Below are 25,239 nucleotides of genomic sequence, written 5' to 3' on the forward strand. Positions count from 1 at the left end.
CCTTGATGTGAGTATTTACTTACTTTTCTACTATTCCCTTTTTCAAAATAAAGCTTACATTTATATTTAACACTTTCTTAATTAATGTTTAAAATTCAAAATCAAGCAGAGTATGAAAAAACATTTTAAGGTAATTACAACTATTTTGTTATTGCTCACAGTTAGCCTGACCTTCGCTCAACAAAGGACAGTATCGGGGAAGGTGACTTCTGCCGGAGATGGAATGCCCCTGCCCGGAGTGAATGTAATTGTTCAGGGCACCAATCAGGGCACTATAACCGATATGGACGGGAATTTTTCTCTTACCGTTCCCGAAAATGCAACCTTGGTATTTTCATCTTTGGGTTTCGGTTCGCGGGAAGTTGAGGTCGGTAATCAATCGGTTATCAATCTTTCTTTGACAGAGGATTTGGAGGGTCTTGATGAGGTGGTTGTTACAGCTCTGGGAATTACGCGGGACAAAAAATCTTTAGGATACGCAACCCAGGAAGTAGAGGGGGAAGATCTAATTCTTACTAACGAACAAAATGTACTTGGTTCCTTATCGGGAAGGGTTGCTTAAGCGTGCAGGTTACAGGATCTTCAGGAGCAAGTATGGGAGGTACTCAAAAGATTAAAATTAGAGGTGTAAATTCAATAAGTGGAGGAGATCAGCCTCTCATAGTAGTAGATGGAACTCCTATCTCTAATGCAAATTTTTCTGGAAGCGATCAGGCCGATTATGGAAACCTGGGACAGGATGTAAACCCCAGTGATATAGAATCGGTGAACGTTTTAAAAGGTCCTGCCGCATCTGCTTTATATGGAATAAGGGGGCAGTATGGGGTGATAATGATTACCACTAAAAAAGGAAAGAAGGGAGCACAGGATATTAGAGTGCAAATTAATTCCTCTCTTGCAATTGAGGAGGCATATAACTTCATGCCTCTTCAAAATGAATTTGGAGCAGGATCCAGCCTGTCTTTTGATACCCTTCCTAATGGGGATCCATATGTAGCAGTAGATTATGATGAGAGCTGGGGACCCAGAATGGACGGCACTCCCGTTAGGCAGGTATTTAGTTTTTATCCCCAGGACCCTACTTATGGGCAGCTAACTCCTTTCGTGCCTCATCCCGATAATATTAAAGATTACTACGAGACGGGATATAATATTACTACCGGAATTTCGGTTTCGGGAGGAAACGAGAATTCCACCATTAGATTAAGTTTAAATGACACAAAGGTTGGAGGGGTAGAACCTAATACCTATTTAAGCAGGAATAATGTGGGACTTGATGCTAGCCTGGATCTTAATGAAAAACTTACAGCCTCTGCCAATATTAATTATGCAACCAACAATGCAAGAAGACCGCAGCAGGGGTCGGAGCACGGCACCGGGTATTTCGTTCAATGGTTTCAAAGAAACATTGATATGAACAGGCTAAGAGATTATCAATATGAAGATGGTACTTACCTTCACTGGAACTTAAGCACTCCCAGTTCAACAACAGGTGAAATAGAAGATTTTGAACCTTTATACTGGAATAATCCATTTTTTGATGCCTATGAGAATACTGCGGAAGACAGAAGGAACAGGTATTTTGGAAATATAGGTTTAAGATATAAGATCCTCCCTGAACTGGAATTAAGTGCCTTTGTAAGATCAGACATGTATACGCAGAATATTGAAACCCGAACTGCATTTGGTGGTAGAAGAGTACCTGCTTTTACAACAGGAAAATATGAGAATGTTGAAATGAATTATGAATTCCTGGCTCAGTATAATAAAAGGTGGGAGGAGTTTTCAATCAATGCCAACCTGGGCGGCAATATTTTTGACAGAAGATTCTCTCAGTTATCCATGGCCACTGTTGGGGGATTATCTTCTCCCGGGTTTTATAACATTGACGCTTCAATAGACAGGCCAGAAACTACTTCGTATTTATTAAGGAAAGAAATTCGAAGTATGTTTGGGATGGTATCCTTAGGGTATAGAGATACATTTTTTGTTGATGGTTCAATAAGGAATGATATTTCATCGGCTTTACCCAAAGAAAACAATTCCTATTGGTATCCTTCAATTTCCGGAAGTGTAATTTTTAGTGAACTCGTAAATTGGGAGGACCTTTCATTTGGAAAATTAAGAGCAAGTTATGCGCAGGCAGGATCAGATCTTGATCCCTATTTGACAACCAGGTCTTATGGGGTAGGTACCGTTTATGATGGAACTACTACCATTTTTATTCCTGGCAACCTGAATAATCCTAATATAGAACCTTCCTTTGCCCACTCTTATGAGGCAGGTATTGAGCTAAGGTTTTTCCAAAACAGGTTAGGCCTTGATCTTACTTTCTACGAACAGAAAAATAAAAACCAGATCATTCAGCTGGATGTATCAGGTGCGAGTGGATATGCTTCCAGCACTATCAACGCCGGACTTATAGAAAATAAGGGTTTGGAACTAACTTTAAATGCCCGGCTAAGGTACAAACCGAAAATTTTCATTGGGATGCCACTTTCAACCTGAGCAGGAATCGTAGTATGGTAGTTGAACTTCACCCCGACATCAATGTGTATACTTACGATCAAACAACTTATTCGGGAGTTACGAGTTATCTCAATTCTTATGAGGGAATGCCATTTGGAAGTCTTGTAGGGCAGGCATATCAAAGAGATGATGCCGGGAATATTTTATTGGGTGATAATAATATGCCGCTGTATACAGATGCTACTCACAATTTTGGTTCTGTTTTGCCCGATTATACTCAGCGGATTTCAAAATACCCTTCGTTTTGGGAACTTTAATCTGGCAGCATTAATAGACTTCCAGGGAGGAGGACAATTCTTTAGCCGATCAAAAATGCTGGCCGTAAGAACGGGGCAGGATCCAATAACTGCAGCAATTAATGAAAATGGAGTAAGTGTTAGAGAGCTAGGTTTCTGAAGGTGGAGGAGTGAGAGTAGTGGGTGTAAATGCCAATACAGGTGAGGCTGTAGACACATTTGTGGATGCGAGATCCTATTACAGAAATAATATAGGCAGGAGAGTCTATGAAGAATGGTTATTTGATGCCTCTTATGTAAAACTTAGAGAAGTGAGGCTGGGTTATAACTTTAGTGAAGACCAGCTTGCTACCTGGCCATTGGAAACTGTAAACATTGCTTTGATAGCCCGTAATCCTTTAATGATTTGGCAGGAAGCTCCCAGGGGAATAGATCCTTCAGAAATTTCTCTAAGCGGGCAATCAATAAGCTGGTATGAATCTGGCCAGTTAGTTTCTGTTAGATCTTACGGAATTAACATTAACATCACCTTCTAAAAACTTTGATTATGAAAAACAGATATATAATTCTTATGTTGTTGTGTTCAACGGTTTTGGGATGCGACAATTTTGACGATGAAATAAATATAAATCCAAACCAGCCTAGTGAAGCCTCGGGAACACAATTAATAGCCCAGGCTCAGCTCTCTCTTCCAGGTTTAAGTAGTTCTCCCCAGGGAGAATTCCTGGCCCAGTACCTTGCAGAAACCCAGTATGTGGGAGCTTCTCTTTACCCTCAGGGCAGCACAAGCTTTTATGGATTTTACCAGGGACCCCTTATTGCCTTGCAGGAAGTAATTGATGCCGAAGAATTAAACGCCACACAAGGACCACCGTCCAATCAAAAAGCAGTAGCAAAAATTCTTAAAGCATATTTCTTCTGGAACATTACAGATAGATGGGGTGACGTCCCTTACTTTCAAGCTTTACAGGGAACCGATAATTTTACCCCCGTCTATGACACCCAGGAGGAAATTTATAATGACCTTTTTCAGGAACTTAAAGAAGCTAATGATATGATGGTTTCCGGAGAAATAAGTGATGATATCATCTATGGTGGAGACATGGAAAACTGGAGGAAACTGGCAAATTCTGTTAGACTTTTAATGGCCCTTCGATTATCTGAAGTTGATGAGGATAAAGCCCGAACGGAGTTTAATGACGCTCTTGAAGATGGAGTTTTTACCTCCAATGATGACAATCTCGTTTTTCAGCACCTGGCCGATGCGAATAACCAGAGCTACTGGTATGGTCAGGTGGTCAATCAAAACCGGGAGTGGTGGGCTTTAACTCAAAATCTGGTTGAGATGATGAAACCCGTTGAGGATCCCCGTTTACCTGTTTATGGAGATCCGGCAAGGGAAAGCGGTGAATTTGTTGGTCGTCCCTATGGGCAGGAGGATAATTTAGGAGTTGACAAGGAATCACTTCTAGGTTCAGATATCATTGTTCAGGATTTGGCAATTCATTTAGTTACTCACGCACAGGTGTTATTTGCATTAGCTGAAGCTGCGGAACGCGGGTGGATCACGGGTGATACTGAAGAATATTACAACGAAGCCGTGACACGATCTATACTACAATGGACCGGAAGTACTGAAGGAGCTGAAACATTATTAAATACGCCTGAAGTTTCCTTTAATCCTGATAATGCCATGGAACAAATTGCAGAACAGCGGTATATTCACCTGTTTATGCATGGCTACGAAGCCTGGTCAGAATGGAGGAGAACAGGTTTTCCCGATAACCTGGTGCAACCGAATGGCCTAGCAATTCCTCTAAGATTGGCGTATCCGGATAATGAAGCATTCAACAATGCCGAAAATTATAATGCTGCAGTTGAAAGATTAGGCGGCGAGAATAGTCTTTATGCCCCGGTATGGTGGGATGAGAATTAATTCTACACTAGAAAATTAATGAGAAAAAACTCCTGTCAATAGACGGGAGTTTTTTTCTTCTTTATCTTGCGTTTTTTAAGAGTTAGACTTAAAATACTTAAAAGGTTATATCATCCTCTGGAAATTATATTGGGGTTTTCTCGCTTTGTTGTTTTACAGCAGGAAAAAAAGATGTAGTTTTGCAGCTTCAAAATGAGAAAGCTTTTTAACAAATACAGCCCACTCCTTCCTGCGGTTACTCCGCCCTGAAAATTTCTGCATTTTCAATTCTAAATCATTACTTCCACAATTTTATTGTTACCAGTTAGAGCCTGTGAAGCCTCTATAAAAAAATTTTTTTATGCAGAAGATTTTCAATTTATTCGATTTCAAACAAAAAGTAGATTATAAAACTGAAATTTTATCAGGCCTTACAGTGGCACTGGCTTTAGTACCTGAAGCAGTTGCATTTGCTTTAATTGCGGGATTGTCACCTTTAACGGGTTTATATGCCGCATTTGTAATGGGTATTGTTACCGCTATTTTCGGTGGCTTACCGGGAATGATCTCCGGTGCTACCGGGGCTGTGGCCGTGGTCATTGTTGCCCTGGTTATTTCTCACGGTGTGGAATATGTCTTTGCGACTGTGATACTTGCAGGAATAATTCAAATCCTGGCAGGTGTTTTTAGATTGGGAAAATTAATGCGCCTGGTGCCTCACCCAGTGATATTTGGATTCGTGAACGGCCTGGCAATCATAATATTCATGTCCCAGTTGGATCAGTTTAAAACTGTAAATGATGCAGGGGAACTGGTATGGATGACTTAAGTAATTCTCTTTACATTCTTTTAGGACTGGTACTGCTTACAATGCTAATTATTTGGGGATTACCAAAACTCACTAAAGCTGTACCTTCTTCCCTGGTTGCAATACTGGCAATTTTTGGAATAGTTATAGCCTTTGGAATAGATACAAGAACAGTTGGTGATATTGCTTCAATCCAGGGTGGTTTTCCACCATTTCATATACCCAATATTCCTTTTACCTGGGAAACTCTTAGTGTTATTTTTCCTTATGCAGCGATAGTTGCGGGTGTGGGTTTAATTGAAAGTTTACTTACTTTAAATATTCTGGATGAAATTACGGAAACCCGGGGAAGAGAGAACAAAGAAGCTGTTGCCCAGGGTACAGCAAACATGTTATCCGGAGTTTTTTCAGGAATGGGTGGATGTGCAATGTTAGGCCAAAGCCTAATTAACGTATCCTCCGGTGCCCGTGCGAGATTATCGGCTATTGTAGCAGCAGTTGCTTTGTTGATCTTTGTGATGTTTGGTGCAGGTTTAATAGAAAAGTTGCCAATGGCGGCTCTTACAGGAGTAATGATTATGGTAGCAATAGGAACATTTGAATGGGCAAGCCTGAAGACCTTCAACAAAATGCCAAAATCTGATGTTTTTGTTATGGTAGTGGTAACACTTGTTACTATCTTCCTGCACAACCTTGCATTAGCGGTAGTTGTAGGGGTTATAATTGCTGCTTTGGTATTTTCCTGGGACAATGCAAAGCGAATCAGGGCCAGGAAATCTATTGATGAAAATGGTGTAAAACATTATGAAATCTACGGTCCGTTATTTTTTGGTTCGGTTACAGCTTTTAACGAAAAATTCAACGTATTAGGAGACCCTGATGAAATTATTATCGATTTTCAGGAAAGCCGCGTAGTGGATATGTCCGCTATTGAAGCTCTTAACAAGATTACGGAGCGCTATCTAAAGGTGGGAAAGAAAGTCCATTTAAGGCACTTAAGTCCTGATTGCCAGAGGCTGCTAAAAAACGCTGACAAAATTATAGATGTAAATGTTATTGAAGATCCAAGCTATAAAGTAGCAGTAGATTAATCCAGCCATAATAGGCATTGTAAGAGCTTCACAGGAATGTGGAGCTTTTTTTTTAAAGGCCACCAAATTCATTTGTAGTCAACCTGCCTAAATTTTATCTATTTCTTAAGCTGCATCATCAACATAAAATCTTATAATGTAGAAGTGTCAAAAACTAAAAAAATGGAAAAGAAGAAAATAGAAAATGCAGTAAATTGGTTAGAGGCTCTTTTGAAAGATTTCCAAAAAGCAAAAGCTATGGGTAAAAAAACCAATGACAATGCTGAAAGAGCACAGTCTATAACAGATATTGAAGAAATTACTGAAAAACTGGAGACCTACATCCGCAATAATGAAGGGTTGCTGGAGCAATTAACCGGAACGAATATAGAAGTGGTGGGGGAAATCGATTGGAACGATGTCGTACGGCCTTCTCATTTTGAAGAGGACCTTCAGGGAGAAATTGATAAGCTGAAAAAACAGATTTCTTAGGTTTTAATCTTCCAAAGACAATAAAATTTCCTTCCACCTGTCACACAATGCTATTAGATTAAATCTTGCATTGGCAGGGCTACAGGCTGGCAACAGAATATATTTTATATCGCTTCTTCTTGTAAAATGTTTATCAAATAAAGCTTCTGCTTTTAGGCCGTCAAAGGCTATAACCTTTAATTTGGTATGCTTCCTAATAAATCGGGAAATATCATTTGGCACCTCGTTTTGAATAGCTGAATCCAGACTGCCTTTCCTATGTGCTTTATGAAGAACATTCCAAACCCCAATTTTCGTGTTGTATAAAAGGTCCCGTTTTTGTAAATAATCCTCCGGCAATGGATTATTTGTAATAGCCGCAATGATTTTCCAGAACCTGTTGCGGGGGTGGGCAAAATACTCTCCCATTTCCAAAGATCTGTCCCCGGGTAAGGTTCCCAGGATCAAAATTTCAGTTTCAGAATTTGAAATAGGAGGAAAAGAGGTTTTATAGTTAACAGGTGGTTCAGGCATCTATTTAGGCTTAGTATAGGTTATTCGGTTAAACCTCTAATTTTCGATATCAACACTAAACGAATCCTGAGTGCCATATTTTTCAGGTTTTCCAATTGACAACATCCACCTATCATAGGAAGCTTTTGCCAGCCATTGGGTTAGGTAATGATCTTTTAGTTCTTTAGTACTTAAGCAGCTTCTGCAGCCAGTTTAGAGGCAACTTCATAATCTGCACTATTATCGCTGTGGTGGTAAACAAAAGCAGCGTGGAATTTATCAAGAGGTTTTTTTATGTTTCCTTCAGAATAATATTTTTTAACCTGATCCAGACGCAACTCGTCTCGCGATTGAATTTCATTTTGGAAGATCCCCGTATAGGATTTCAGGTTTTTACGGTCTTCCTGATCGGTTTCATAAGCGTATTTTAATTCAGCAGATATATCCCCTGTCTCTATAACCGCGGGGGAATAAGGAATAAAAAAACTTGCTGCAATAGCAATAAGGAGAATCCCAATAAGACGTAAAGGAAACCCTAATAGCGGTTTGATCTTCTTTCCCTTTAGCTTCCTAACGGCTGTAGCAAGGGTTATGTAGAGGATAATAAGAAGTACAAGAGCTAACAAAACAATATTGAACCAGCTAATATAAAAGCAGAGAGCAACTAAAACAATGATGAGGCTGAGGGGAATAAGGCTTTTTCTCATTTTAGAGTTTAATGATTTTTATAAAGACTTTAAAAATAATGAGCTGTTGCAAAATTTGAGCTATATAATCTTAAATGTCGTATTTCCATTTGTCAATATAATTTTATTTAAACAGGAAATGTAAATAAGATCAAAACGGCAACTTCCGAAGATCTACATTCCCGCCGGAAATTATAATTCCAACTTTCTTCCCTCGGAACTTTTCCCTTTCCCGCAAAACAGCAGCAAAAGCAACGGCACTGGAAGGTTCTACAATGATTTTCATCCTTTCCCATATAAGTTTTAGGGCAGCTATGATCTCCTGTTCTTCCACCCGAATAATTTCTGAAACCAATTCTTGAATGATAGGAAAATTTTTGTCCCCAAGCTGGGTTTTTAAACCGTCAGCAATTGAATTTGCGGCTTCGTTGGTTTCTATTCTTCCGCTAAGGAGGGAACGGTAAGCATCATCCACCTCAAAAGGTTCAGCACCTATAGTTTTACAGCTTTCCGAAGCAAAATTTACGGCAAGAGCTGTTCCGGCAATGAGTCCGCCACCACCTACGGGGGTAATGATAAAGTCGAGATCTTTATGCTCCTGCAGGAGTTCATAGGCAGCAGTACCCTGCCCATAGATTACATCCAGGTCGTTTGACGGATGGATAAAAGTTGCACCTGTATCAGCGATGATCTTTTCCGCAGCTTTTTTCCCGTTCTTCGAGGGTAGGAGTGCATTCTGTTATTTTTCCGCCATAAGCTTTCACAGCTTCTTTTTTAACCTCGGGAGCAGAAGAGGGCATAACAATATATGCGGGTACTCCGGCACTCTTTGCTGCCAGGGAAAGAGCCTGGGCAAAATTTCCCGAGGAATGTGTAACCACTCCTTTTTGACGTTTTTCTTCTGGAAGATTTAGAACGGCATTTGCCGCACCCCGCATCTTAAAAGCGCCCATTTTTTGGAAATTTTCGCATTTGAAGTAAAGTTCTGCGCCCGAAATTTCGTTCAATAAGCCGGAGGTGAGGATTGGGGTTCGATGTATATATGGAGAAATTCGTTCATGGACCTTTGCCAGATCTTTTATGGTTTTCATATTGAGTCACCTTGGGATAAGAGCAGCAAGATAAAAAACAATTTCCTGTTCTATAATCCCGAGGTAGCTGATTTTAGGATCTACGAAATGCAAATATTAAACGGTCACTGGAAGATGCTTTTGTAACTTATATTGCTCGAATTATTGTAAAGATTCCACCAAATTCTGCATAAGAACCTCTTTATCATTTTCATTAGTATAGGTAACGGTAAAATAAATAGTATTGTCTCTTTCCTTTCTTACATAAACAACCTGATTTACAATCGGAGCTTCTTCGGGATACAACACGAGCCGGATCTCATAAATGTCATAATTTACACCACTTATAAGTTCATTTTTCCAATACTGCTTAAAGGCTACTTCTCGGTTGTTAGAATATCTTGCTTCAAATTTCGCACATAAATTTCGTGAAGTGTCGCGGAAATTATTTATTGAGTTTTCGGAGATTTCATTTAAACCTGAACCATTATTTTTTAATTCTGTTGTTGATTCTATGTAAGCTGAAAAGTAATTATTTTCATCTACACCGAAAATCACCAGTAGATTTTCATTTATCTGATTTTTTATAACTTCAGGTAACTTGCTGCTTTTCTTTTTATCAGTTTTTGGATAGTAGACGATGGATTCTTTGGGAATCGAAATACTCCAGTCGTATATGGAGCAGATATATACATTGTTTTTTACTACTCCTTTCTCTTTTCCTTTAGAAGTCGGGGTTATTACGACATTTTCAACATCTGTTTTGGTGAGCTTCACCTTTTCCTGTCCTGGTGACATAAAATCAAAAAAGGTAAGCGATATAAGAATTAATAGAGAGAACTTCATATAGAAAGATTTTGTTGATAAACTGAGATCTGATTATTAATAAAATTTCATTTTAGATCTAAAGGAGATACGGCAGGTAATTTACAACTATTTCTGAAAGAGCGGTTTGTTCCCCGAAATCTCATTTTCTATTTGGAAGTTCAGTCCTATTATTAAACACAGTAGCACTACTTTTTAACAGGATCAATAAAAACTAAAATTTGACGGATTGAGATGGTCATAAATCTTGTTTTTAAAAATGGGAATAGGTAATTTTAAAGAATTATTAAGAGCTGATTTTTAGCAGCCGTCCGGATGTAAATTGGTCTAAATCTAACCCCAAAGAATTGATTGGAAATTATATAAAAGAAGCCTGTGTTGAAAATCTTTCACAGGTGCTACAGGCCCAGAAGAAAGGAGCAAACAGGATTGAGCTTTGCGACCGCCTCGACCTTGACGGGACCACTCCTCCCCGGGAACTTATTATAGCAGCTATGGAAACAGGAATACCTGTGAGGGTAATGATCAGGCCGAGAGGAGGGGATTTTATTTACACTGAGGAAGAGCTGAATAAAATGGAGAGTTCCATTTTATTCTGCAAAGAATTAGGAGTAGAAGCTGTGGTTTTTGGAATACAAAAAGAAGATGGATATTTAAACTATGAACAGATCCAAAAACTTGCCAAAATTGCCTCACCTTTAAAAGTGGTTGTTCATAAAGCTATTGATAACACCCCAGACCCTGTGGGTGCAGTGAAAGAGCTGTTGAACATTGAGGAAATTAGCAGCATTCTTACTTCCGGAGGAATGGAAACAGCTTTTGAAGGAAAGAATAATCTCAAGAAGATGATTGAGATTGCAGATGGGCAGATTGAAATAGTAGTGGCTGGAAAAGTCACTGAGAGTAATATTGAACAACTAAATCAGTTTCTTCATTCGAAAGCCTATCACGGAAAGCGAATTGTAGGAGATCTTGGTTAAAATTTCCGAAAGCATAAATAATGAATTATTGAAATGATAAATAACATCCCTCAAAGACTTATGAAATTTAATACCGGATTCTACATCTTATTAATTTTGACCCTTTTCTCCTGTAATGAAGCAGAGAAAGAAACCAATGCCAATCAGGAAACTGTTCCGCTTATTTCTTTTGTAGATCCTTTTATTGGAACCGAGTGGGCATGGACATACCTACCCGGGAGCTACAAGTCCTTTTGGTATGATACAGCTGAGTCCGGATAATGGCAGGAACGGCTGGGACTGGGTATCCGGCTATCATATTTCAGATAGCATCATTGCAGGATTTAGTCACCTCCACCTTAGCGGTACAGGAATTGGCGATCTTGCCGATATACTTTTTATGCCTGTTTCCAAAGAAGTTGATCTAACTGCCACATTTGAATCCCGTGATGATCTATCTTATAAATCCTCCTTTTCACATGCTAATGAAGCAGCTTCTCCCGGATATTATCGTGTATTTCTTGAGGATCCCGAAGTAGAGGTGGAGCTAACCACTTCACAAAGAACAGGCTACCACAAATACACTTTTAAAGAAAGGCAGGAGCAAACTGTAGTTGTTGATCTTGGTTTTCCATTAACTGGGATAAGCCAACACAAACTCAAATTAACCTGGAGGGGGAAAATAGGATAACTTAGCTACAGGCACAGTACAGGGTGGGCCAATAATCAGAAAGTGTTTTTTGTTGCTGAATTTTCTAAGCCTATAGCTTCAGCTTCGTTATTTGGTGACGGTAAAAAATCTGAAACTAAATCCGCTGAAGGAGCCAAAACATCGGCCCAGTTCTTTTTTGATCCTTCCGGTAGTAATGAGTTACAGGTGAAAGTGGCACTTTCTTCAGTAAGTATAGAAAATGCAAAGGAGAACCTCGATAAAGGAAATTTTAATTTTGAGGAAGTACGGGAAGAATCGGCTAAAGTCTGGGAGAAAGAGTTAAATGACATTGAGATCCAGACTCCCAATGACTCTTTAAAATCTATTTTTTATACAGCCCTGTATCATACAAAACTTGCACCTGTTACCTTCAGCGATAAAAATGGACAATTCAGAAAAGAAAATGATAGTATTGTAACTGCGCGGGATTATACCGCCTATTCCACATTATCTCTCTGGGATACCTTCCGCGCCCAACAACCTCTGCTTACACTTACTGATCCTGATAAAGTTTCTGATATTATTAAGTCTATGCTGGAATATTATGAAACAAACAAAATTCTACCGTTTGGACGCTTTACGGTAATGAAACGAATACAATGACAGGATACCACTCAATTCCTGTGATTACTGAAGCTTATTTCAAAGGCATAAGAGATTTTGATGTCGCAAAGGCTTACGAAGCAATGAAAACCACTATGATGCAGGACGAGCGCGGTCTTAAATTCTACAAGGAGTACGGCTATATTCCCTACAATCTTCTGGATGAATCTGTCACCATTACTCTTGAATATTCTTATAATGACTGGTGTGTTGCGCAAATGGCAAAAGCATTAAATAAGCCGGAAGATTTTAAATACTTCTCTAATCGTGCAAAAGCCTATCAAAATCTATTAGATGCTGAAACCGGATTTATGAGAGGAAAAGCGCCTGATGGAAAGACCTGGAACGAACCTTTTGATCCCAAACATTCCAATCACCGGGAGAATACCGATTATACTGAAGGTAATGCGTGGCAGCACAGCTGGTTCGTACTCCACGAGCCGGAGAAATTAATAGAACTTCATGGGGGTGAGGAGGTTTTTACTGAAAGACTGGAGCAACTATTTACTGAAAGTTCTGAAATTACAGGAGATAATACTTCTTCAGATATTTCGGGACTGGTAGGGCAGTATGCTCACGGAAATGAACCCAGCCATCATATTGCCTATTTATTCAACAAGGCGGGGCAACCATGGCGCACTCAATATTGGGTGAGGGAAATCCTTAAGACGCAGTACAGCGCTCAGCCTGATGGATTGAGCGGAAACGAAGACGCAGGGCAAATGTCTGCCTGGTATGTTTTCAGTTCAATGGGTCTTTATCCTTTCAACCCGGCTTCTGCTACCTATGAAATTGGTAGTCCGCTGTTCGAAAGATCTGTTATTAATCTGGAAAATGGGAATAAATTCGTTATTGTTGCTGAAGATGTTTCCGAAGAAAACATTTATATCCAGTCCGCAACTTTGAATGGTGAAGTTTTCGATACTACAACAATCTCACACACACAAATAATGGAAGGAGGAGAACTAAAGTTTATAATGGGTTCTAATCCAAATAAAGGTTGGGGAATAAATAACAGAGGGAAGAGATAGGAGAAAAAAGATTAGACCTGTATTGGTACATTAGCCGGAAACAAGTTTAGACAATTCATTTTCCAGCTTATCAAAATTTTCCTCATTCCTGTCAATCACATATTTTTTCATTTTTTCACATTCAGACTTCGTTGGAAAGATCATTCTAAAAATTAGTTTGGTCTTTTCTTCCTGAATTTCCTCGAAGGTAACGAGAATATTGAAGAGAGGTTTTGAATGTCTCTTCCAGTAAATTAATTCCGGTTGCTCAATTTCTATAAAATCACATTCATTATGATAATTGCCTTTATCAGGTCCGTGCATAATGAATTTCCACCTTCCGCCCGGTCTAAAATCAAATTCCTCAAATGTATTGGTAAATCCTTTGGGACCCCACCATTTTTTTAAATTTCAGGATTTGACCAGACAGAGAAAACGGTTTTTCTGGAATAGTTTAGAACCCGTTCAGTTATAATTAGGAGATCAGGATCTAAAGATGGAACATTATTTTTCATAAGCTTCAGTATTAAACCAGTTGCTGTACATTACATAATTATCTGCAGTTTTCTTTAAATTCTTAATTTGCTCCGGGCTTAACTCCTTTACTTTTTTAGCAGGAATACTTAAGCATAAATACAGCCTTCTTCACATTTGCTGTTTTCCAAAACTACTGCCCCTGCAGCGATAATACAATTCTTACCCACTAAGGCGTGATCCATCACAATGGCTCCCATTCCTATAAGGACATTATCCTCTACAGTACAACCATGAACAATTGCGCGATGACCAACAGAAACATTATTTCCAATAGTAGTTGACGCTCTCTCAAAAGTGCAGTGAATTACTGCACCATCCTGAATATTTGTTTTATTCCCGATTCGAATAGAATTGACATCTCCACGCACCACTGCATTAAACCAAACAGAACATTTTTCTCCCATTACCACATCCCCCACTACGGTACAATTTTGTGCAATAAAACAGTCGTTTCCAAATTCGGGAGTTTTTCCATTTACAGGAAGAATTAAAGCCATAATCTCGAAATTTTTTAAATAAAAGTGTTGTAAAATTACAGCTTTTACAGCACATCTATTCTTCCTGATATTAAGGCTTAAATTATGCCACGGTAGTAATCCAGCACCTTCACCCGAAGCAGGTATTCATACTTAGCATTAGCCAGGTTGATCCTTGCGTTGTCCAGGTTATTTTTGCTGATGGTATATTCGACTATAGTGGAAACTCCGCTGTTAAATCTTATCTCATTAATCCTGAAGGATTCTTCAAACGCTGCCACCTGCTCCTGAAGGATATTGTATCGGGTATATGCCGCCTGCATATCATTATGTGCCTGTTCAATAGTTTGCTTTAGCCGGAGACTTGTATTATCCATCTCCACAATCGATTCCTGAAGATTGATCTTCTCAAGGGCAACATTGTTTTTTGCCTCAAAGCCATTGAAGATTGGCAGCCTAACCGAAACTCCCACTACAGAGTTGAGGTTATTTGTAAACTGGTCGTTATAGGTAATAGGTTCTTCAGTAAACTGGGTTTGATTTGCAAAAACAGGTATTTGTTGATTATCTATAGTCACAAAATTTCCTGTTTCAACAGTTGTTGTTCCCTTTTCAAGAAATATCTGTGCAGCGCTGGAATAGTTGGTATTTAATTGTCCAAATAGGGAAATTTCAGGGATGTATAGAGATCTCGCAACGTGCACTCCTTTTCTTGCAGCTTCTACTCTTAACTCCCTGGCCTTAAACGTAGGCAGGCTGTTTAAGGCTTCCTCATACACCTGTTCAGCAGAATAGGAGTAGGGCTCCAGGTCAACAAGTAACTGAATACCTTCAGGTGCTACGTCATAAGTGATGTTTAAAAGCTGCTCCAGGTTGAGAAGAGATTCCTGTAGATTATTGCGTGACTGAATAATTCCTGTGCGTTCCACTGCTGCCTGTCCCTGTATATCTGTAAAGTCAGCAGGATTCCCCACTTCCTCGTTGTAGAGCGTCTGGAGACGGTTTACCTGTTCTGCAGTTGTTTCCAGCCTGTTCTCAGCCAGCTGTACAAGGTCGCGATTGTTAAGAACTGTGAGGTAGGCGAGGGTAACATCAAGCATCAGATTTTGTTTTTCTTCCTCAACCTCCATCTGTGAGGCTCGTAAATTTAATTTACTCTGTCTTATCCTGTTTAACAGGTTAAAGCCGTTGAAGATAACTGCATCAAGCGACAGTCCGGCATTAGAAAAAGTCAGCTCTCTGTTGATGTAAGCATTAGTAAAAGGGTCAATACTTCTACCGTTGCTCAAACCTATATTGTAGGAACCCCCTAAATCTGGCAGCACGCTGTTTCTGGCCCTCCTGAAATTTACATTCGCACGTTTAGAACGCAGTTGGGCACTTTGCAGGTCGAGGTTGTTTTCGAGAGCAATTCTTATACTTTCTTCCAGAGTGAGGGATACAGCATCCTCCTGGGAAAGAGCAACTGTAAAAGATAAAATTAAGAATCCGGTTATTAAACTTCGTAACATATTAAAGGGTTTCAGAGTTTTGGCGCTGCATCATTCCGTCAACGAGATGGATAATACGGGTACCATAACTGGCATTATTTTCTGAATGTGTGGCCTGAATAATGGTGACACCTTCACGGTTGAGTTCTTTAAAAAGTTCCATAATTTCCTCTCCCTGTTTGGTCTTAAGGTTTCCTGTAGGTTCATCGGCCAGAATCAGTTTAGGTTTTATTATTAGCGCTCTTGCTATTCCCACCAGTTGTTGTTGCCCGCCACTTAGTTGTGCAGGAAAAAGATCTTTTTTTCCCACAATATTAAAACGGTCCAGAATATCGGCTACCATTGCTTTTCTTTCTGAAGACTTCACGTTTTTATACAACAGTGGTGTTTCAATATTTTCATAAACTGTGAGTTCATCCAGCAGGTGATATGCCTGGAAGATAAAGCCGACATTTTCATTAAAAAGCCTTGTTCTTTGTTTTTCCTTGAGCAGATGGACTTAGCTCATCGAGGAAATAATATTCTCCCTCATCAAAAGTGTCCAGCATTCCTATCACATTTAAAAGCGTGGATTTCCCGGACCCTGAAGGTCCCATAATGGAAAGAAATTCTCCCTCTTCCACTTTAAGGCTGAGGTCATTTAGCAAAAATGTTCTTCTTCCTCCTTGCTTTACCCACTTGTAAATGTTTTTTAGTTCTATTAGCATGTTTCTGGTTTTAAATTATCGTTCTTTATAATTCTCAATTCTCAATTCTCAATTCTCAACTCTCTGTTCTCTGTTCTTCGTTCTTTGTTCTCTGTTCTTTATTTACCGTTACTGGTTAAGGCTAGCCACTAATCCACTAATATTTATTTCCCCCAGATCTCCGCAGATACCTCATAACTAAATCCAATTTTCCAGGTCCCGACTATCCACTTTCCTCTTTTCACTTTTATTAATTAGAACTTCTAACTTCTAACTTCTAACTTCTAACTCCCAACTCCCAACTCCCAACTTCGGACTTCGGACTTTCAACTTCCACCTTCTTCTTTTTTCCCTCCGAACTCTCAGGTTTCCGCATATCACTCACAAATAAATCCCTGTCTTATATCCTGATAATCACTTTCCTCGTTTTTACTTTATTCCAACTTTGGACAATTCTCCCTTTCACCGTCTCAAGTCCATTATCTCAGGTGTCACACTCTCTTAATTCCAATTTCTTTTGTCCTTTCCACCATCGAGAGCAGGTAAAGCAAATAATCAAGCTTGTTCTTCTATAAATGGCACCACGCGATCTTGAAATATTTTGCTGTCACGACAATTAAATTTATTATTCATTCCCACTAAGGTTATTACGCCTTATTCGGTTCTTAAACTTTTTACCGGGTTTTGTAATGCAGCTTTAATAGTTTGGAAACTCACTGTTACAAGGGCAACTATTAAAACGATAATTGGTGCTGCTGCGTACACCCACCAATCTATAGTAGTTTGGTAAGCAAAGTCCTGCAGCCAAATATCCATAGCCCACCAGCCAACGGGAATGGCAATAAAACTTGCGACTAAAACCAGTAGTAAAAAATCTTTGCCTATTAGTGCGGTTATATTCCTGGTATTTGCTCCCAGGACCTTTCTTATTCCTATTTCCTTATTTCGCTGTTTGATTATAAATGCTGTTAATGCAAACAATCCCATTATAGAAATTAATATTGCAATGGTGCCAAAAAATCTGACAACCTTTTGCAGCATGAAATAGGAGCTGAACAATTGCTGAAAGTTGGCATCCAAAAAGGAAGAACGTAGCGGAAAATCGGGTTCAATTACTTTCCATTTTTTTTCAATTTCGGCAAGAGTAGATTCTATCTGGTGAGATTTCAGTTTTACCAGGATTGCTCCTCCAGACTGATACATACAGGCATTGTTTTCTATAGTATAAACAGCTAAGCTTCACTTCAAATTCAAACCCATGAACATTAATATCTTTTACAATTCCAACAATCTGCACCGCTCCCTCCTCACATCCTCCAAAGGAAATCGTTTCCCCAAGAGGATCCTCCACCTGTAGCTTCTTTGCCGCAGTCTCGTTAATAATTGCACTGCGGGTATTTTGATCGCTAAAAGTTTCATTGAAAAACCTTCCTGCAATTAAAGGAATCTCCAGAGTCTTAAAATAATCGGTGCTCACCTTTACCGATCCCATACGTATTTTTTCGCCCTTATAGTTAAAATTATAGGTGGAAGAATCGGCTATTTTATCGCCGGGAACAGTAGTGGTTTTAGCAACACTACTCACTCCCGGAATTGAAAGCAAGGAATTTCTTGTATCCGCAAATCCCTGTTCACGTGTAGCCTGGGTAGCTTCAATTCGCAGCACCTGCTCTCCTGTAAAACCTTTGTCTTTACTTTGAATATAATCGAGCTGTCTGTTTATTCCTAAAATAGCAATAATAAAAAAGGCAGTTACCATAAACTGAAATACTACCAGGATATCTCTAAAAGTGATTCCTTTATTTCCTGCGGAATAATTTCCTTTTAAAACCTTTACAATGTTGAAACGGGAAAGATGAATCGAGGGATAAAGCCCCGAAAGCAAAGTGATTACAACCAGACACAATCCAATTTGTGTAATAAGCGTTAGACTGTTTTCTCCCCAAAAATTGAGTTGAAGGTTAAGAGAGTTATTTATATATGGCAAACATAAAATAACAATTGTTATGGCTATTATAAGACTGATGGTGCATTGCACGGCAGTTTCGGTCATAAACTGCAAGATCAATTTACGGCGGCCAGAACCCAAAACCTTCCTTATTCCTACTTCCTTTGCCCTTCCTATAGACTTGGCGACCGTGAGATTACTAAAATTAATGGCACCCGTTAACAGAAGCAAAATTGCCAGAAAAAACAATATGGAAACGGTTTTAATATTGCTATTCCCAAACTTTGAAAAATTTTGAATATTCGGGACGACATCTGTAAACAATATGGTCTTTTGTCCTGACTTGTTATAGGCTTCGCTTAAAACTTCATCCTTTTGAACTCGTTCCTCCAGGTATATTCTGTTAAGATCTTCTTCAAGCTGAGTTTCAGAAACAACCTGAGTTAATTTAATATAGGTATTATAGGAATTATTGTTCCAGAAAAAATTCTGTTTAGCATAAGGATCCCGCATTACTAAATGAACATTGCGATGAGAGGGTGTTTTAGGCAATTCCATCACTCCGGTTATCACCCCTTCCATTGCATTAAAGATCTTTATTGTTTCTCCCATAGGATTGCTGTCCCCAAAGAGTGTTTTTGACAGTTCCTCACTTATGATTACCGCATTTGGAGCATGAAGCGCGGTAGCTCTGTCTCCACGGCTAAGTTTATAGGGAAAGACCTGTAAAAAAAGAGAATCTGCAGATGCAAAGCCTTTATGGTAGATGCTTTTTTCACCGCTGCTTACAAGAACCTCATACTCCCCGGCTCCCTGCATAGAGGTGGCTGCTTCAATATTGGGGTGTTTTTCAGCTAAAAAAGAGGCTAATGGTGCCGGGGTATCTTCCATAACATCATCCTGTAGCCGCATAGAGACTTTATAAACTTTTTGAAGTTCTGGATCCCAGGTATCGTAGCTGAGCTCATAATTAACAGCAACTAAGACAATAATAAAACTGGCTAAAGCGGCAGCCAATCCGAAAATACTTATAATAGAGTACGTTCTACTGTTTTCCAGGTTCCGCCACGCGATCTTAAAGTAATTTTTTACCATGATATAAATTATATTTTATCCTATTCTGTTCTTCTAAGATTTGACTGCTGACAGTACCACTTTCCAATTTTTTCTTGGCTACTGTCTCCTGACTCTTATTTCTTTAAACTTTTTCCAGCACTTTGTGGTCCCTCCGGACCATTCTATAGGCAAAGGCAGGACTCGGGACGTTTTATCCTGGTCTCAACCCTTTCATAGGATTTCGTATTGCAGCATTGACAGACTTAAAACTATATTTGGTCTCTAAACCAGTTTTAAACTAAGCCAAAAGTATGGTCCCTTATTCAATTAGCAAAAGTGTGCCGTTAATGCAATATTTTGATTTATAACCATTTAATGCATATACATTTTTAAAAGTGTTCGTTGGCGAACACTTTGTGTTCGGTACCAATACACATCCCATTGGCCTGCACTACAGGAACCATGAGGAGGGACCTTTATTCTGTTTTTAAACTTTCTACAGGGTTGGCCGTAGCTGCTTTTATGCTTTCATAACTAATCGTAAGGAAAGCAATTATTAAAGTTATCGAGCCTGCAAGTGCGAAAATCCACCACTCGATCGATATGCGGTAAGCAAAATCCTGTAGCCATTGTTATTGAGAATTTTCCCTTGTTCCTTTGGATATTCTTCCAGGCAATTTTGAGGTAGTTCCTTATTATTTTATTCAGATTTTAAACTGTTTACAGGATTAGAAGTTGCGGCCTTTATAGCCTGAAAACTTACTGTCAATAATGCGATTAAGACAGCAATTCCGCTTACTGCCAGGAAAATCCACAAATTTAGATCTATCCTATACGGGTAGTTCTGGATCCATTTTCTACCAAAATGCCAGGCAATGGGTGCCGCAATAAGAAAAGCTAACCCTACCAGCTTCAGAAAATCCATGGTAAGCATAAAAGTGATGTTGGAAACACTTGCCCCCACAACTTTTCTTATACCTATTTCTTTTCTGCGTTGAGTTACTACTAAGAGGGAAATGGCAAACAAACCTGTACAACTCAAAATAATTGCAATAATAGATCCGCTGGTTATCATGGTGGTCATATTGCGTTCTCGTTTTAAAGTACGGTCGATATTTTCATCGAGAAAGGATCCCATGAATTCAGCCTGGGGTTCAATTTTGTTCCAGGCTGCTTTAACTTTCTCAAAAGATCCTGAAACATTTTGAGGAGCAACTTTAACATATGCGTGCCGTAGATTCCACCCGGGATTCAGGAACAATGTCATAGGCTCAATTTCCCGGTTGAGGTCCTGGAAATTATAATCTTTTAAAACACCAATCACGGAATATTGGATGGAATCGTCCAGAGTGATCCTGGTGCTAAGAATATCTTCTTCATTTAGTTCTCTGACCATAGCTTCATTAATAACCACAGCAAGACTATCTGTCGCGAATTGCCGATCAAAACTTCGGCCTTTTATCATCTCCAAACCCAGGGTTTCAATATAGTCGTGATCAACCATGATCATATTTGTTCTTACCCCCCGTCCCTGAAATTCAAATCCTATAACACTTGTAGACCGGGTTTGATCTTTTCCCATTCCAAGGATATTGTTGGATGCACTCACGCTGATTATTCCAGGCTTATCCTGCAATTCATTCCGCAATAACTGCATGGCTCTTTGGTCACTTTGCTTCCCGTTAAGTGGAAAAGCAATAACCTGTTCCTTGTCAAAACCCAGATCTTTATTTCTCATAAATTCCAGCTGATTCCAAAGTATCAGGGTACCACTTATTAAAAGAATAGCAATACCAAACTGGAGCACCATTAGAAAATTTCGCACTCTGTTTTTGCCTGTGGTCTCAAGTTTACCTTTTAATGCCTGCAGAGTTCCCAGCCTGCTTTGTAGAATTGCGGGATAACCACCTGCCGAAAGCGTAATTAGAAGCAGCACCAGGAGAAAAATTGCAATTATATGAGGGGAAGAAACAGATTTAAATGAGGCGGAAGTCTCGAATAGCGTCTTGAAAGGATCTATAAGATAAGTAGCCAATAAAGCTCCCAGTGCCATGGCGGCTAAGAAAATAAGAATACTATCACCCCAAAATTGAAGAAAGAGCTGGATTTTCCCCGCTCCTAAAGTTTTTCGCATTCCAATCTCCCGAAGCCGTTGTGAGCTCCTGGCAATGCTCATATTGATGAAGTTGACACTGGCGATAAACAATATCAGGAATGCGATGCCCAGCACCAGGTATGGCATTGTTTTGGAAATTTTTGCTATTCCATTTTCAAACTTCAGGAAACGGGAATCAGAAAATGGTACCAGGCGAAATTGTTTATAATGACCATTTGCGTCAGGTTGAGCTCCATCTCTTTTTGCAGCTTCTAACTCTTCCTGATAATGTAGTTCAGTAAAAGCCCTGGTGGATTTTTCAAATTCAGCAGGAGTAACATTTTCAGATAATTTGAGGAACACCTCGTGATTCGATTTATCCCAGGCATTAAGATTATCCGCATAAACGAAATCCGGAAGGTTTTTAAAGTTTAAAACAACATCAAAACCCATACTGCTTTGATCCGGAAAATCTTCTACTATAGCTGCCACGGTATAGGGGGTTTCCTCTCCTTCCTGCAGGATTCTTATAGTTTCACCTATAACATCTTCAGAATTAAATATTGTTTTCGCTGCATATTGAGTGATTGCAACAGTAGATTTTTCAGTTATTGGATTTTCTTTATCACCTTTAATCAGTGGAAAATTAAAGATGGAAAAGAAATCGGGATCTACGTAAGTTGTGTTCAGCCTTATTTGCTTATCTCCGGAAATTATAAGACCGGAGGTCCCCATATACCTTGTAATTTTTTCTATTCCCGGGACTTCTTCCTGTAATGCTCCTGCAAAAGGTATTTCCCTTGAAGTACTTGCCTGAGCTCCCTTTGGAGTTTGATCTGTAGAATAAACTATGTAAACCTCATCTGAATGAAATTGATCGTATGAAAGTTCAAAAAGAGCATAGATGCTTAAGAGAATTGCTACACCAAAAGCCACAGCCAGTCCGAAAATATTCAGAAAGCTGAAGGTTTTATCTTTTAATAGATTCCTCCAGGCCATTTTAAGATAATTTCTAATCATGATTTTATTTTTTATCAGACCTCCCAGATTTTTAAAACCTGTGAGGTCTAAAATTTTTCACTCAGTTCTTAAATTCTTTACAGGATTTACCAGAGCGGCTTTTATTGCCTGGAAACTTACTGTGACCAGTGCTATTATTATTGCAAGTAATGCCGTTAAAGCAAACACCTCCCAGGAAATACTGATCTTATAGGCAAAAGTTTGCAGCCATTTGTCCATAGCATACCAGGCAAGAGGAGAGGCAATCAAAACTGCCAACAATACCAATTTTAGAAAGTCAACAGAAAGTAAGGCCACAAGATTGGAAACACTTGCACCCAAAACTTTCCTGAGGCCGATTTCCCGGATTCGCTGCTCCGCACTAAAGGTGGCCAGGCCAAATAATCCAAGGCAGGAAATAATAATTGCTATTAAAGTGAAATAGCTTATCATCTTTGCAAGCCAGTCTTCTGCCTGATAATTTTTCTGAAAATCCTGGTCCAGGAAACTGTACTCAAAAGGTTCATTAGGAATTACACTTTTCCAGTTTGCTTCAAAGGAATCGAGGTTTTGTTTCATATTACCTGTGCCCACCTGGGCAATGATGTAATTTTGGTTTGAGGTGTTGTTTAATAGGAAACCATAAGGTTCTATGCCTATATGGAGATCTTTAAAGTGAAAATCTTTTACAACCCCTATAATCCCGAAGCGATACTGCGTGCCTTCCCAGTCAAAGGCGATCCAGTTACCTACTGCTGCTTCCGGCGAAGCAAAACCCATCACTGAAACAGCCTTTTCATTTATTACTATACTGTTCTCGTTGTCTCCAGTAAAATCTTCAGAAAAAATACGTCCTGCTACAGGTTTAATCTCCATGGTTTGTAAAAAACTATTGTCAACCCTGTTGATGTAAACAGATTTGGCGTTTTCCATAGTATTTCCTTCTTTGTACATCAACCAGTCTGTAGGATTAAAGATTCCCGGATAGTAAAAGGATGCCCCAACAGATTTGACATCGGGATTGGCAGCTATTTTTTGCTTTAAATTCAGGTAATTTTCTTTTGCTACTGCACTCCTCAATGGGATTACGAGTTGTTGTTCTTTTTTAAACCCAAGATCCGTAGAACGTAAGAAGTTCATTTGTTTTGAGATGACAACAGAAGCGATAATTAATACCACAGATATTACAAATTGTACTACTACCAATCCTTTTCTTAGAGAAATGGCAGCAAAGGAATTTGAGAATTTTCCTTTAAGTACTTTAACCTAGTTTAAATGAGGACAGGAAAAAAGCCGGATAACTTCCTGCAAGAAGTCCCGTAAGAAATGCTATCAATAAAAAGGCAAGATATAGCTGTACTTGTTGATCAAGTGCCAAAGTAATTTCTTTTCCCGCTACCTGGCCGAAGATGGGAAGAAGAAACTGCACCAGTATAACTGCGAAGAAATAAGCAATAAGAGACATAATAAGTGATTCTCCCAAAAATTGCCAGATGAGCGTTTTCCTTTCGGCACCCAGGACTTTACGAACACCTACTTCCACACTTCTCTTGGAAGAGCGGGAGGTAGACAAATTCATAAAGTTAATACACGCTATAAGCAGGGTAAGAATAGCAATAGAAGCCAGAATATAGATGTATTTCCTGCTTCCGGGAGGGGTAACATTTTCGGCCATTCTTGATTCCAGGTGAATATCTTCAAGGGGAGTAAGAAAAAATTCGGCTTTAGATCCCCGGGCCTTTAAGTCTTCCTCCATATGTTGCTTAATAAAACCAGGAAATTTTTTCTCCAGACTTTGTGGATCAATCCCTTCCTTCAGCCTTAAATAAGTAAAGAACATATTATTGTTTACCAGTGTGGTACTGTTATTTACAAACTCCTCAAGATTTCCTCCCTCAACAGACAGGAAGAAGCGGGCATTGATATGGGAAGGATTTTTATGAGGTTTAAAGACACCGCTAATCGTGTAGTCGTGGTCCCCGTTGGTACTGCTGCTTACTCTTATTTGTTTGCCCAATGCGGAATCATTTCCAAACATTTTCCTCGCAATTTCTTCTGTTACAACTACAGTGTTGGGAGCAGCAAGTGCTGTTTCAGGATTTCCTTCAATAAAATTATAAGTGAACATATCGAAGAAGGAAGCATCGGCAATAAATCCTTCTGTCTCATAAAAGGAATTTGTCGCACCACCTGGTGCCTCATATTTCAAAAGGGTTTTATCATCTTCAAAAAGTGCCAGTAATCTTGTGGTTTCCTCGATCTCCGGAAAGTCCTGAGTAAGAGTCCCTGCCATTGCTGCAGGTACCGTAGGTCTTGCTTCTGATTCTCCGTCGGATTCGTGTACCGCAGCTAACTGATAAGTTCTGCTTCCATTTTCATGATGCAGGTCATAGCTGTATTCGTGAAAAATATACAAGGAGATAAGCATGCAACAGATAAAACCAATTGCTAATCCAAAGATGTTGATGAAAGAGAAGGTCTTATGCTTCATCAAATTCCTGGCGGCTAATTTTAAATAGTTTTTGAACATGACGGTAGAAGATTA

Annotated in this window: 17 protein-coding genes and 7 pseudogenes; 11 read left to right on the top strand and 13 right to left on the bottom strand. The window is 39.2% G+C overall.

Features of this window, described 5'->3' with window-relative positions:
* Positions 1-112 precede the first annotated feature (112 nt).
* From LZ575_RS20210 to LZ575_RS20240, 7 genes and pseudogenes are all read left to right on the top strand, one after another.
* A complete protein-coding gene (locus LZ575_RS20210; protein WP_235326878.1) occupies positions 113-562 on the top strand; it encodes a carboxypeptidase-like regulatory domain-containing protein in 450 nt (149 codons plus the stop codon).
* A 2-nt stretch (positions 563-564) separates the two neighbouring features.
* A complete protein-coding gene (locus LZ575_RS20215; RefSeq protein ID WP_235326880.1) occupies positions 565-2,508 on the top strand; it encodes a TonB-dependent receptor domain-containing protein in 1,944 nt (647 codons plus the stop codon).
* Positions 2,509-2,522: 14 nt separating this feature from the next.
* A complete protein-coding gene (locus tag LZ575_RS20220) occupies positions 2,523-2,786 on the top strand; it encodes a hypothetical protein (protein WP_235326882.1) in 264 nt (87 codons plus the stop codon).
* A 149-nt stretch (positions 2,787-2,935) separates the two neighbouring features.
* Positions 2,936-3,301 (top strand): hypothetical protein, encoded by a 366-nt coding sequence (locus tag LZ575_RS20225; protein WP_235326884.1) that lies wholly within the window; start codon positions 2,936-2,938, stop codon positions 3,299-3,301.
* Positions 3,302-3,312: 11 nt separating this feature from the next.
* Complete coding sequence (locus LZ575_RS20230) at positions 3,313-4,701, top strand: SusD/RagB family nutrient-binding outer membrane lipoprotein (protein ID WP_235326886.1); 1,389 nt, start codon at positions 3,313-3,315, stop codon at positions 4,699-4,701.
* Between the two features lie 340 nt (positions 4,702-5,041).
* Positions 5,042-6,579, top strand: a pseudogene (locus tag LZ575_RS20235) (SulP family inorganic anion transporter).
* Positions 6,580-6,741: 162 nt separating this feature from the next.
* Positions 6,742-7,050 carry a hypothetical protein gene (locus LZ575_RS20240; protein WP_235326888.1) on the top strand — a complete coding sequence of 103 codons (309 nt, stop codon included), beginning with the start codon at positions 6,742-6,744 and terminating at the stop codon, positions 7,048-7,050.
* 3 nt (positions 7,051-7,053) lie between these two features.
* Here LZ575_RS20240 and LZ575_RS20245 read toward each other — a convergent pair whose 3' ends face one another.
* The 4 genes and pseudogenes from LZ575_RS20245 to LZ575_RS20260 all read right to left on the bottom strand — a co-directional run bounded on the left by LZ575_RS20245 (position 7,054) and on the right by LZ575_RS20260 (position 10,144).
* The gene (locus LZ575_RS20245; protein ID WP_235326890.1) at positions 7,054-7,563 is read right to left on the bottom strand and encodes a DNA-deoxyinosine glycosylase; all 510 of its coding nucleotides are present in this window, start codon (positions 7,561-7,563) and stop codon (positions 7,054-7,056) included.
* 170 nt (positions 7,564-7,733) lie between these two features.
* Positions 7,734-8,249 (bottom strand): hypothetical protein, encoded by a 516-nt coding sequence (locus LZ575_RS20250; protein ID WP_235326892.1) that lies wholly within the window; start codon positions 8,247-8,249, stop codon positions 7,734-7,736.
* Between the two features lie 130 nt (positions 8,250-8,379).
* Positions 8,380-9,319 (bottom strand): annotated as a pseudogene (locus LZ575_RS20255) (pyridoxal-phosphate dependent enzyme).
* Positions 9,320-9,460: 141 nt separating this feature from the next.
* Entirely contained in the window at positions 9,461-10,144 is a 684-nt protein-coding gene (locus LZ575_RS20260; RefSeq protein ID WP_235326894.1) for a hypothetical protein, read from the bottom strand.
* A gap of 326 nt (positions 10,145-10,470) precedes the next feature.
* On the opposite strand from LZ575_RS20260, the gene LZ575_RS20265 reads away from it, so the two are divergent.
* The 4 genes and pseudogenes from LZ575_RS20265 to LZ575_RS20275 all read left to right on the top strand — a co-directional run bounded on the left by LZ575_RS20265 (position 10,471) and on the right by LZ575_RS20275 (position 13,428).
* Positions 10,471-11,103 carry a copper homeostasis protein CutC gene (locus LZ575_RS20265; protein ID WP_235326896.1) on the top strand — a complete coding sequence of 211 codons (633 nt, stop codon included), beginning with the start codon at positions 10,471-10,473 and terminating at the stop codon, positions 11,101-11,103.
* A gap of 33 nt (positions 11,104-11,136) precedes the next feature.
* The gene (locus LZ575_RS20270) at positions 11,137-11,364 is read left to right on the top strand and encodes a hypothetical protein (RefSeq protein ID WP_235326898.1); all 228 of its coding nucleotides are present in this window, start codon (positions 11,137-11,139) and stop codon (positions 11,362-11,364) included.
* A pseudogene (locus LZ575_RS24450) lies at positions 11,342-11,917 on the top strand (glycoside hydrolase family 92 protein); the annotation flags it as partial. The gene LZ575_RS20270 and the pseudogene LZ575_RS24450, both read left to right, overlap by 23 nt.
* Positions 11,918-11,965: 48 nt before the next feature.
* A pseudogene (locus LZ575_RS20275) lies at positions 11,966-13,428 on the top strand (GH92 family glycosyl hydrolase).
* A gap of 30 nt (positions 13,429-13,458) precedes the next feature.
* Here LZ575_RS20275 and LZ575_RS20280 read toward each other — a convergent pair.
* From LZ575_RS20280 to LZ575_RS20320, 9 genes and pseudogenes are all read right to left on the bottom strand, one after another.
* Positions 13,459-13,755, bottom strand: a pseudogene (locus LZ575_RS20280) (SRPBCC domain-containing protein); the annotation flags it as partial.
* 156 nt (positions 13,756-13,911) lie between these two features.
* Positions 13,912-14,441, bottom strand: a pseudogene (locus tag LZ575_RS20285) (gamma carbonic anhydrase family protein).
* Positions 14,442-14,518: 77 nt separating this feature from the next.
* Complete coding sequence (locus tag LZ575_RS20290) at positions 14,519-15,931, bottom strand: TolC family protein (protein ID WP_235326900.1); 1,413 nt, start codon at positions 15,929-15,931, stop codon at positions 14,519-14,521.
* Position 15,932: 1 nt separating this feature from the next.
* Positions 15,933-16,617: pseudogene (locus tag LZ575_RS20295) on the bottom strand (ABC transporter ATP-binding protein).
* 633 nt (positions 16,618-17,250) lie between these two features.
* Complete coding sequence (locus LZ575_RS20300) at positions 17,251-17,799, bottom strand: ABC transporter permease (RefSeq protein WP_235326902.1); 549 nt, start codon at positions 17,797-17,799, stop codon at positions 17,251-17,253.
* Entirely contained in the window at positions 17,726-19,639 is a 1,914-nt protein-coding gene (locus tag LZ575_RS20305; protein ID WP_235326904.1) for an ABC transporter permease, read from the bottom strand. Before LZ575_RS20305 ends, LZ575_RS20300 begins: the two co-directional genes overlap by 74 nt.
* Positions 19,640-20,300: 661 nt before the next feature.
* The gene (locus LZ575_RS20310) at positions 20,301-22,715 is read right to left on the bottom strand and encodes an ABC transporter permease (protein WP_235326907.1); all 2,415 of its coding nucleotides are present in this window, start codon (positions 22,713-22,715) and stop codon (positions 20,301-20,303) included.
* A 57-nt stretch (positions 22,716-22,772) separates the two neighbouring features.
* On the bottom strand, positions 22,773-23,900 hold the full coding sequence (locus LZ575_RS20315; protein WP_235326909.1) for an ABC transporter permease: 1,128 nt from the start codon (positions 23,898-23,900) through the stop codon (positions 22,773-22,775).
* A gap of 55 nt (positions 23,901-23,955) precedes the next feature.
* On the bottom strand, positions 23,956-25,224 hold the full coding sequence (locus tag LZ575_RS20320) for an ABC transporter permease (protein ID WP_235326911.1): 1,269 nt from the start codon (positions 25,222-25,224) through the stop codon (positions 23,956-23,958).
* Positions 25,225-25,239: the final 15 nt, after the last annotated feature.

Source organism: Antarcticibacterium sp. 1MA-6-2 (assembly GCF_021535135.1).
GTDB lineage: Bacteria > Bacteroidota > Bacteroidia > Flavobacteriales > Flavobacteriaceae > Gillisia.